This window comes from Pelagicoccus sp. SDUM812002 (assembly GCF_031127835.1).
Lineage (GTDB): Bacteria > Verrucomicrobiota > Verrucomicrobiia > Opitutales > Opitutaceae > Pelagicoccus.
The window spans coordinates 343,094-354,605 of the sequence record NZ_JARXHX010000003.1 but is presented as its reverse complement, the minus strand read 5'-3'; the positions used below and the strand labels follow the sequence as shown (position 1 = coordinate 354,605).

The window sequence follows — 11,512 nt, the reverse complement described above, 5'->3', positions numbered from 1 at the left end:
CTAGATTACGTCTTTGTAATTATTGCTAGTTGGGGTCGAGGCTTGACGGTAATATCTTGGCTGACAGTCAAACCGTGAGCATTTGGTTGAGGATCGAGTCGGCCTGGGGCAAAGTCTTTGTTGGCTAAACCTTTTGGGCAATCGGTCGGTTTTCCGAGTACGAATTTCTACTTTTTGCGTCCGTATTGCTCAGCAGCTAGATTGACTACGAGCACGGTTGTATTTTTTGCAGCGGCAACCTTCGGCCCTTCGGATTAACATGCCCTTCGTTTTGAACGATAGCACAGCCACACTATCCAACGTGAATCCGTAAAGCGATTTATACAAGCTGGACCACCCGAGCTCCGAGAGCGGCTCCGCCGCTGGAATCTTCGATTATCAATTTGGAGCGGGCGACGCCCTCCGCGAATTCGTGCAACTGACCTGGTCGGAGAATCCGAAACCGTTTCTGACGAGCGTCGGATCGAAGGCTGGCGGTAAAAAATCGGCAGTGGATGGCCTTTTCTCGATGATATGGGATGCGAGCGATTTAGAGCTCTTCAACGAGTCGTCCAACTACGACGCGATCATAATTTACCAAGATGGGATCGTCCACAAAAAACACTCGGACAATTATCTGGGGATTTCGCACATCACAGTTGATGGTAGGGCAGGTGACCTGGACGTAAAGGTTCCAGACTATGGATCGGCTCTGGTACTACTAGATATCGGCTTAGCTGGCGTGTTATTTTAAGAAGACGCCAGCAAAAGGCGTAGTTTAAGAAGCGAATTCCACTTTCCCTCGTTCCTGCCGTAGGAACGGCTTTTTTATAGGATTGGGTCGGTACCCCCTTACCACTGCTCGCCGGGGTGGCCGGGGACATGGTAGAGCTCGAAACTCTTGTAGTACTCGAGTGGATATTCAGGCGCATCGATACTTTCGGGAAACGGCCTCTGTGAAAACGTCTGGAAATACGCGAGGCACGCGTCCATGTAAAACTTGGCGTCCTCGAGCTGCCGATTCAGCAGGGCTGTGACTCGAGCATGTCGCTGGTCGTCAACGGCGCCTTGTAGGTTGGCCCATTGCTTGCCCATCTCGGCGACGCGATCCACGCCGTCCTGGTAAGTGAGGCAGAGCTCGTTCCAGAGCGTGTTTCCGGATTTCATTTTGTAGTCCCAATCAAGGTGGTGAAACCAGAGTAGGAATTTATCCTCGATCGTTTCTGGCGATCTCCACTTTTCTACCACCTCAGGAGCGTATTGGCCGAGAGCGTCGCTCCCATTTTCGGTTCGATCGAAGCCGATTCCGTCGGAGGAGGCTTTGTGGTAGTAGGTCGAAGTCCAGTCGGGGCGGCCTTGGTCATGCCATGGACCGGGTCCGTAGTGGTGTCCGGGATACATGATGTGGTGCAGACCGAGAGGCATGGAGGAGTCCACAACAGTCTGGTGAGAGCCGAGCAGTATCTTCGTTATGATCGCTACGGTAGAGTCATCGTTTCCGAAGGTCATGCGGGTCCATTCATCGGCGATCTGCTCTGAGCTGATTTGATGGTCCCACGCTAGGCGGCCAAAAGCGTACCAGTTCGATGCGGCCATCGGATGGCCGGTCCAGTTGCGCTCGTTACCAATGTTTGCGACCCCTGCGATAGCGGTGAGTTCGTGATCGAAAACGGATCCGTCTACGATTTTTGCGACAGTGGAACCGGCTCCCTTTGCAAAAGTGTCGGACTCAAGCGTTTCCTTCCACATAGGGGCGAGGTAGACAAGATGAATGTCACCACCGAGGTATTCCTGGGTGATCTGTAGTTCAAGGGTGTGCGGCGTATCAGGAGTCGCGCCAAAGAGTGGATGGAAGGGCTCGCGGGGCATGAAGTCGATGGCCCCGTTTTTAGTTTGTATCGAAACGTTGGGTTCGAACCTTCCGTCGAGGGCGGTGAACTCAGTGTAGGCCTGTTTATGGCGGTCTTCCTTGATCTCAAAATCATAGACGAAGGCACGCCACATTACAATGCCGTCGTGGGGTGCGAGGGCTCGTGCGAGTAGGTTGGCACCGTCTGCGTGGTCTCGACCGTAGGCTTGGGGACCAGGTTGTCCTTCGGAATTGGCTTTTACCACGAAGCCGCCAAAGTCGGGGACGTAAGTGTAGATTTCGTCGATTTTGTCATTCCACCATTTAATAACTGCAGGGTCGAGTGGATCGGCTGTATCGAGGCCCCCGATTTCGACTGGCGCACTGAAGCGAGCTGTAAGGTAAACACGGATACCGTAAGGGCGGAATGTATCAGCGAGCGCTTTGACCTTCTCCAGAAACTGGGGACGGAGTACGGTAGCGTTGGCATTGACGTTGGTGAGAACGGTGCCGTTGATGCCGACCGAAGCACAGGCTCGGGCGTAGTCATGGTAATAAGGCTCGATGTAGTATGGCAGGTCGAACCAGTTGAAGATCGAAGCTCCGACCATGGTACGTTCGATGGTGCGAGTCAGGTTATCCCAATGGTTAAGCAATCGGTGATCAATTTTTGGCGCTGAGGCGACCTGCAAGTCTTGCAGTGGAGACTGGGTCTGGAGGTGCCTCAAGAAAGCGAATACGCCGTAGAGCACTCCTTGGTCCGTGTTAGCGGCGATCACGGTGTTATCTCCGTGTCGGGTGAGGAGGTAACCTTCGTCTCCGAGCTCGCTTAGGTCGAGCCCGAGTTCCTTGATGTGCGCGGTTTGAGGTGTACCTACCAAAAGGTGAGGTGGAAGAGACGAGCGATTAGTCCCGAGCAAGCCGTTAAGCCCTCTGTCTAGTTCATCGATCGCAATTTTTGCCGTTTTGCTTTTAGCCTCGGCGAAGACCGGCCCGATCGCGTCGCGGTAGGAAGCCGCGATCGCCTCGTTCTCTATAGGTTCGTAGCGTAGCCATAGGCGATAGCCATCCTCGGCGTAACTCAGGGTTGTATAGCAAAGGCTGGCGGCGAGCAGGGCCAGAATGAGGCGATATTTGTGCATTGGCGACTAGGATTAAGCTTCTTGAGCGCTGTGGCGTGTCTTGAGTTCCTCTTCCATCGTGTTGGCCACCTTTTTGGTGATCGGGTAGAATAGCATGAAGAGTACGCCGACTCCGAAGAATCCGCCGGACCAGAATCCTAGCATTTTTCGCATGCCGAGTTGCACTTCTGGATCGGACGCTGTTTCTGGGGAGTAGCCGTACATGGCGAGCAGCCAGCCAGCCAGCGCACCACCAACACCGAGTCCAGCCTTGAGGGCGAAGACCATGCCAGCGAATACGAAGCCAGTGGAACGACGGCCTCGCTTCCACTCACCGTAGTCGGCTGTATCTGCAATCATCGCCCACAGCAGCGGGATGGTAGGGCCGTATGACATGCTTGTCAGGAGGGTGAGGACGAGGATCATTGAAATGTCCTCTGGTCCTATGTAGAAGTACATCGATTGGAAAATTGCGGCTAGCGCGAGACCCACGGTGAAAACTGTTTTCTTCCCGAAGATGCGAGCTAAGGGCTTGGCCGCGAGTACACCAATGATGCTAACGAGGCTGCCAATCATGTTGAATAGGCTGAAGCCGACTGATGTAGGACTATCCTCTGGGGTGATGATGAGGCCGAATAGATCGAGTATCCAAAATCCAATACCTTGGTTTTGTAGTACCTCAGGAGTCGCTACCAGACCGAGACTATCGATGAAGGCTAGCAAGGCGTCGGGGGAGAGATAGTATTTAGCATGCACGTAGCCGGCATTGCCGCGAAGGGCGAGTGTCATGAAGACGAAGAGCGTCATGCCGAACATGGCGATCCATGGGCGATTTTTGACAATGTCTCGGAAATCTTGCTTGAGGTCGGGCTTTTGCCCTTTCGGTGGCTGCACGCGTTCCTTTACGCTAAAGAACGAGATGACAAAGAAGATGATGGAAGTGACCGCCATGATACCTATGGTCATGGACCAGCCTTTGGCGGCATCGCCGTCGCCGAATTTGTCTACTAAAGGAAGAGTGAAACCTTGCACGAAGAAGGCAGCGACCATTGCGGCAAAGAAGCGATAACTGGACACGCTGGTACGCTCAATGCCATCGCTTGTAATGACCCCGTTCAGTGCGGAGTATGGGACGTTGTTCATGGTGTATGCCATCATGAGCACCGTGTATGTAATGGCAGCGTACCAGAGCCTTCCCTCGTCGCTCATTCCTTCGGGAACAGTGAAGGCGACCCAGAATAGCAGTGCGAAGGGAATAGCGGACCACAGGAGCCAAGGACGGAACTTGCCCCATCGGGTATTGGTTCGGTCTGCGATGTAGCCCATAATCGGGTCTGTTATCGCGTCGCTGAAGCGAACGAGTAGCAGCATCGTTCCCATGGCTGCGGCGCTGATGCCCATCACGTCCACGTAAAACGCGGTCGGGAAGACGATGAACATTTGGAAGACAAAATTGGCGGATGCGTCGCCTAAGCTGTAGCCCGCTTTTTCGCGGAAGCTAAGTTTTACAGAAGCGTTAGTGCTCATGGATTTTCGGGGAAGGTTCGGGGAAGTAAAGGGTAGGAGATAGGTACTGTCCTAGGGTTCTAGGATTTGTCACGGAGATTGTTGTCAGGCTCAATGGGGTGAAAGCTGAAACTCACAGCCTTTCAGCTAAGGCTGGTCTTTCTATATGGCAATGGCAAATCTGAACCGAATTATTCGGCGCGGACCTTGCTTTGGCGGACCGGCCCTCATGGCTGGCATTATTTACTATTTTGCCTTTGTGTAATTCCCTAGAACGGTCCTAGAAGGAGCCTTTCATTATCAACCACTTTTGAATTGAAAATGAGTACTGTTGCAAAAAAGAAACCGGCTGCCAAAAAGGCCGCTAACGAAACCGCAGCTTCCGCCTCAGGCGACATGAAGCAAGCGATCCTGGACCACCTCAAGTACACGCTCGCGCACAACCCGTCGGCAGCGACGAAGCGCGACTGGTGGACCTGCATTTCCCTCGCCGTGCGCGACCGAATCGTGGATAACATGATTCAGACGCAGCAAACTCATTTCCAGAATAACGTCCGCCGCTGCTACTACCTCTCCATGGAGTATCTGATGGGGCGGATGCTGGTCAACAACATGTACAGCGCCGGCGTTTACGACGAGGCCCGTTCCGCGATCGAGGAGCTTGGCGTGGACTGGGATGCTGTTGTAGACGAAGAGTTGGACATGGGACTGGGTAATGGCGGTCTCGGCCGTCTTGCCGCCTGTTTTTTAGATTCGCTAGCCACGCTCGACCTGCCTGCCGTCGGATATGGAATCTATTACGAGTTTGGCCTCTTCAAGCAGGCTTTCCAAAACGGTCACCAGATCGAAAAGCCCGATAGCTGGAAGATGTTTGGAACGCCGTGGGATATCGTCCGCCCAGAATATACGCAAACGTTGAAGGTCTACGGCCGCGTTGAGACCCAGTTCGACGAAAAGGGCGACCCGCGTGCTGTTTGGGTGGATACGAAGACGATCCAAGGGGTACCGTACGACATTCCGATTGCTGGCTATGACACGAAAACGGTCAATTTCTTGCGCCTCTGGTCCTCCCGTTCCTCTGAAGAGTTCGACCTAGACGAGTTCAACAGGGGTGACTACGTGGAAGCGATTCGCGAAAAGGCGATCGGTGAAACGATATCCAAGGTGCTGTATCCAAACGACAAGACCGAAAATGGCAAGGAGCTGCGTCTCGTGCAGCAGTACTTCTTCGTTTCCTGTTCCTTGCACGATATCATTCGCCGCTACTTTAAGAACAACGACAGTTGGGAGACATTCGCCGACAAGGTGGCGATCCAGTTGAACGATACGCACCCTGCCATCGGCGTTGCGGAGCTTATGCGTATACTCGTCGACGAGCACAGCCTGAGTTGGGACAAGGCGTGGGAAATCAGCACTAAGACATTTGCTTACACCAACCACACCTTGCTTCCCGAAGCCTTGGAAAAGTGGAGTGTGCCTCTCTTTGAGAAAGTATTGCCCCGACATCTTGAGATCATCTTCGAGATCAACCGCCGCCTGATGGATACAATCGAAGCCCGCTGGCCGGGTGACAATTGGATGAAACGCGACCTTTCCCTCATCGAAGAAGGCCATCCCAAAATGGTTCGCATGGCGCACTTAGCGGTTGTTGGAAGCCATACGGTGAATGGTGTTGCTGCAATTCACTCAGAACTGCTCAAAACTGTGCTTTTCCCGAGTTTCAACGCGCTCTATCCGGGCAAGTTTACGAACATGACCAATGGAATCACGCCGCGGCGTTGGTTGCTGGCGTGTAATCCGAAACTCTCCAAGCTAATCGACAGCAAAAAGATACCCTCGGACTGGCCCAAGAACCTCGACGCTCTTCGGGGGCTCGAAAAGTATGCCGACGATCCGAAATTCCAAGACTCGTATATGAAAATCAAATACGAGAACAAGGTCGAGCTTGCGAAGACCATCAAGGAACTCTGCGATGTGGAGGTTGATCCGAATGCTCTTTTTGACGTGCAAATCAAGCGCCTCCACGAGTACAAGCGCCAGCACCTCAACTTGCTGCATATCCTAACGCTCTACCGCCGCCTGCTGCACAACCCGGACTTAGATATCGCTCCGCGGGTATTCATATTCGGCGCCAAGGCTGCTCCGGGATATTACCTGGCCAAGACCATCATCAAGGCGATCAACTCTGTCGGTAAAGTTATCAACTCCGATGAACGCATAAAGGGGAAGCTCAAGGTCGTGTTCTTGCCCAACTACCGCGTATCGCTCGCGGCCAAGATCATCCCCGCCGCAGACTTGTCTGAGCAAATCTCGACAGCCGGAAAGGAAGCCTCTGGTACCGGAAACATGAAGCTTGCCCTGAATGGAGCCCTAACCATCGGAACTCTTGATGGAGCGAATATCGAAATCGGTGAAGAGGTCGGCGACGACAATATTTTCATCTTCGGTTTGAACGTTGACGAAGTGCAGGCCCTGGACGTGAAGGGTTATGACCCGTTTTCTTATTACCATGCGGACGAAGAGCTCAGAGCGGTTGTCGATTGGGTGGGGTCTAGTTACTTCACTCCGGACGAGCCCGATGTTTTGAAGTCCATCAAGGAAAGCATGCTTGGAGGGGGTGACCCTTTCAAGGTGTTGGCTGACTACCGGACTTACGTTGATTGCCAAGACCGTGTTAGCGAAGCGTTCCAGGACCAAAAGCGCTGGGCCCGTATGGCGATCCTCAACACCGCTCGAGTCGGGAAGTTCTCGACCGACCGCACAATTGGCCAGTATGCCTCCGAGATTTGGAACCTGCCACCTGTCGAGGTGAATTAGAGGCGCCACCCGAACTATAATTTCAAGCCGCCCTCTCGAAGGGCGGCTTTTTCGTGGATTGATCGCAGGGATTGGGTTGAGCAGGACGCACATGGTTTGAAGCATAGAACGACGTGCTGGGGCACTCGCTAGCCATTGTAAAAGGAGGCTTGGCATGCAAGGGGAACTCCGCATCGTTTCCGTCTTAGTTACTGAAGACGACCCCGTGTCGCGTACCGCCCCAAAACTGACAGCATGAACCAACCAAAACGCTTTTTTGCCACGATCGGCCTCCTAAGCCTCGCATTTGCAGGCCATTTGCAAGCCCAGGACCGTCCGGTCATTTCCCAGCAGTTGGACGAGTTTATGAGGCCCACGGCAGCGGTCTTCAGCCCTGCTGGACGTTATATGTTTGTAGTGAACCACGCTCAAGGTGAGGCCGGAACCCTGAGGAGTCAGAGCTACATCAGCAAGCTTTCGGTCGATGACGACGGAAAGGTGAGCGTCAATAACATGCGTTTCATCAAGAACTTGACTGCACCAATCGACCTTGACTTCTCACCTGTGCGATTTGGAAACATCCCGCAAGGCGCTATCTTCCTAGCTGTGGGAACGCCGCTTGTGCAGGACGAAGCTGGCCGGCCGATGCGAGACCTTGCTCGTATTATGGTGGGGATCGAGGTTTTCGATCCGAACACAGGTAGGCAGATCAAGTCCATCGATATCGGCCCGAACAGCCGCTTGCGCCTCAAGGATGATCTTTCACTTCTCTCGCCGTCTAGCATCTGCTTCGACAGCAAAGGTAACCTCTATATCGGAGAGTCCGGTGTAGGTGGGCACATGTTTGAGCGCAAGCAGGTCGGACGTCCTGGGATCTGGCGAATAGGCGCAGAGGAAGTAGAAGGATTGCTCTCGGATCGCGCTCCCAAGAAAGCCGAGCTCATCCGGACAACCAGCCTTCCGACTGACATGACTTTCCGCAACAAGGAGGATATGCTCTATTTCGTAACCAACCACACGCAAGGACGTCCTAGCGGTTCGGTCTTCCGTATCAGCTCTGGCCAGTACGACGGCATCTCTTCCATGCAGACTATTGTGAGGGACTTGGACGCTTTAACAGGTATTCAAATCATGCCGAAAGGACGCGTGTTGCTGGCGGGCAATTCCGGCGAGCTCATGTTCCCCAAGGGTAGGAGGGAAACGAGACCGCTGCGTTTCCGTCCCCGCCACGAGTTTTCCTCACCAGGCAAGATTGGGCTATTCGAGTTGAAGGATGGCGGCATTATAATAGCTGTACCGGAACAAAGCAGCGAGGAGTCAGGTGGGCGTGGACAACGAGTCAGCATTGTAAAGCTCCCTTCGGAATAGTTCTCTCATGCGCAAGGGGTGGGGATCTTTATGCGGCATCACAGTATTCGTTTTTACTATACTGTTTCTGCCTTCAGTCGCTGAGGCGAAGCGGGAGAAATGGGCGCATGAGTCCAGCTCGCTGCCTGCTGACAGTAGCATTGTTTGGGGGGATCTCGATAATGGTTTCCGCTACGCCTTGATGCCCCACCGAGCTAAGCCGGGTCTCGTAAGCATGCGTTTGATGGTCAAAGTGGGCGCGTTAGACGAAGATGAGGACGAGAGAGGTCTTGCTCACTTCATCGAGCACATGGCTTTCGAAGGGACACGTAATTTCAAGCCAGGCGAACTGATAGCCTTTTTCCAAAAGCTTGGTATGGGCTACGGCGTCGACGTTAACGCTTTCACCTACCACGACAAAACGGTCTACCATTTGGAGCTGCCTCAAAACGAAGCCGAGCTCATCGACCAAGGGCTGCTACTGTATCGAGATTATGCGGACGGAATTCTCTTTGAAGAAAACCGCGTTGAAAACGAACGTGAGGTGATTCTTCGCGAAAAGCAGGCTCGCGACTCGCCGAGCTCTCGAATCTCCGAGGCGTCTTTCCAATTCTCTTTTGCAGGAACGAAGCTCGCTGAGAGAAGCCCGATTGGATTGGAATCAGTGGTCAAGGATACCTCGATCGAGGAGCTGAAGGCGTTTTACCGCAAATGGTATCGTCCGGATTTGATGACACTCGTGGTAGTGGGTGATATCGACGCGGATTCGTTCGAGCAGAAGATCGAGGAAGCTTTCTCGGATATGGAGACTCCGTCCGAGCGAGTACCCAAACGCAAGATTGGTCGGTTGGCTCGTAGCAAGCAATTCCGCACTGGGCACCTGGCTGTAGAGGGGGTCGAACGCTACACTTTGGAAATCTCCAGAGCTTGGATGGAGCGTGATAATGGCGACAGTTGGGAGCGTCGGGAGAAAGACACTTTGCGTGCTTTCGCTACTTCGATTTTCAATGAGCGCTGCCGCGAGCTGATCGATGGCATGAGTGATGATTTTGCGAACTACAATCGCATTTTCGGGATTCCCTATTGTCAGCTAAGCATTAGTTCAGGTGGCGAGTTTTGGTGGGATGCGTTCGTATGGATGGATCAACTACTGAGACAAGCTCTGACCTATGGCTTTACCAAGCAGGAACTCGATTACGTACGCAAAACATGGCTGCAATCTAGCCGGTCAGCCGCAGATCGTTACGAGACGGCTGAACCAAGGATGTTGGTCGACGATTTGGTAGAGAGCATCGCCCTAGGCCGGGTTTATGTATCCTCGGATAAATTTTCCGAAAAGATGGATGCGTACATCCAGTCGCTGACCTTGAAGGAATTGAACGAGGCATTCAAGGACGTGTGGAATCTCAAGCGAATGTCCTATTTTATGGCGGGCGATCTTGATAGCTCGCTCAATGGCTTAGCGCTCAAGCGACGCTTCGGTGAGGACCGGAAGTTCTCGGTGCTACCCTACATACCTAAGTTGCCCGAGGCATTTGAATACACTGAGCTCGGCGCGCCAGGGTCGGTATTGGATTCCTCTACAATAGAGAAGGTAGGGGCAAAGACTTATCGCTTCTCGAACAATGCCCGTCTCACCTTCCTGCAGACAGAGAACGAGAAAGGCACAGTCCGAGCCCTAGTGCGAGTGGGAGGAGGAATGCTCGCTTTCACCGACTCTAACCCAGGAACCCACGCCTTGGCCATGACCTCGCTCTTTCGCAGTGGCTTCCGAGGTCATGACATCGAAGACGTCTACAAGGAGCTTCGCTCGAACGTGAACTCCTTCATGTTTGGTGTAGAGGACCATGATGCTTTCACCTACCGGGGAGTGACGCAGGTCGATGGACTGGATGAATTTTTTAAGATCGTATCTGAGTTCTTGCTGGATCCGACGGTGGACGAAAACGCCTTCGCGGTGGCACAGTCTAAGATGACGCAAAGCCGAGAGCTTGAACCTGATGGTATGAATGAAGGATATCGGGATTTGTACCGGATTCTCTACCCTGATGAGCCACGCTTTCATGTTCCGACATTGTCAGATATTGCGAATGTCCGGTGGGATGCGATCCAGAATTGGTTAGCGAAGCCTCTCAAAGAGGGATACCTGGAAGTTGCAGTCGTAGGAGATATCGAGGAGTCGGAACTGCTCGAGCTGTTTGGCGAGACGATCGGAGCCTTACCTGAACGTATTGAAAACAAACCCGAATACACGAGCGCCAGGTTATTGCGTACCTACCCACGCTCGGGCAAACAGACGATTGAGTACCAGAACGGTATGGGCGACAGTGCTGCCTCAGTGATCGTTTGGACCATTCAAGATAAGGTCTCTATTCGTGAGAGCGCCGCTCTGTATGTTTTGAGCAGCGTATTCGAATCGAGAATACGTAAACGGGTGCGCGAGGAAATGGGAGCGAGTTACTCTCCGTCCGTTCGCTACGTTACTTTTTCTGCCTACGATACTCTGAGGCATATTCGTGCCGATGTTGATTGCCTTAAGGGTGATGCTGAGAACCTGCTTGACGTGGTTCTTGGCATCTCGGCTGGCTTGAGCGAGGGGCGAGTGGATGAAGATGAAATTCGTTCCGCGGTGGCCCCTCTGGAGGAGGGATTGAGACAAGCGTGGCAGGACAATGGCTATTTATTGGAGCATGTGCTCTTTGGGGTGCAGGAGTATCCAAATGTCGTAGACAGGGCCTTGCTCTATAGAGATGGGCTGCTCTCCACTATTACAGCTGACGAAGTACTCGAGGTAGCTCGAAAATACCTCAAATCTGAGGAAGCTCTTGCGGTTGCAATAGTTCCTGCTGCGAGCTCGAAACTAGCTGAGGTTCCTGACTGGGAAGAACCTAAGCGAGCTGGGGTAGTAGAGTAG

General features: G+C 53.1%; 6 protein-coding genes. 4 read left to right on the top strand and 2 right to left on the bottom strand.

Annotated elements, in window-relative coordinates; all coding sequences use genetic code 11:
* The first annotated feature begins 412 nt into the window (after positions 1-412).
* Positions 413-733 carry a hypothetical protein gene (locus tag QEH53_RS07070; protein ID WP_309022450.1) on the top strand — a complete coding sequence of 107 codons (321 nt, stop codon included), beginning with the start codon at positions 413-415 and terminating at the stop codon, positions 731-733.
* 98 nt (positions 734-831) lie between these two features.
* Here QEH53_RS07070 and QEH53_RS07065 read toward each other — a convergent pair whose 3' ends face one another.
* Positions 832-2,970, bottom strand: a complete 2,139-nt coding sequence (locus QEH53_RS07065) for an alpha-glucuronidase family glycosyl hydrolase (RefSeq protein WP_309022449.1) — start codon at positions 2,968-2,970, stop codon at positions 832-834.
* 12 nt (positions 2,971-2,982) lie between these two features.
* Entirely contained in the window at positions 2,983-4,476 is a 1,494-nt protein-coding gene (locus QEH53_RS07060) for an MFS transporter (RefSeq protein ID WP_309022448.1), read from the bottom strand.
* A gap of 300 nt (positions 4,477-4,776) precedes the next feature.
* On the opposite strand from QEH53_RS07060, the gene QEH53_RS07055 reads away from it, so the two are divergent.
* From QEH53_RS07055 to QEH53_RS07045, 3 genes are all read left to right on the top strand, one after another.
* Complete coding sequence (locus tag QEH53_RS07055; protein ID WP_309022447.1) at positions 4,777-7,272, top strand: glycogen/starch/alpha-glucan phosphorylase; 2,496 nt, start codon at positions 4,777-4,779, stop codon at positions 7,270-7,272.
* A 234-nt stretch (positions 7,273-7,506) separates the two neighbouring features.
* Positions 7,507-8,619, top strand: coding sequence for a hypothetical protein (locus tag QEH53_RS07050; protein ID WP_309022446.1), 1,113 nt, complete (start codon positions 7,507-7,509; stop codon positions 8,617-8,619).
* Between the two features lie 7 nt (positions 8,620-8,626).
* A complete protein-coding gene (locus QEH53_RS07045; protein WP_309022445.1) occupies positions 8,627-11,512 on the top strand; it encodes an insulinase family protein in 2,886 nt (961 codons plus the stop codon).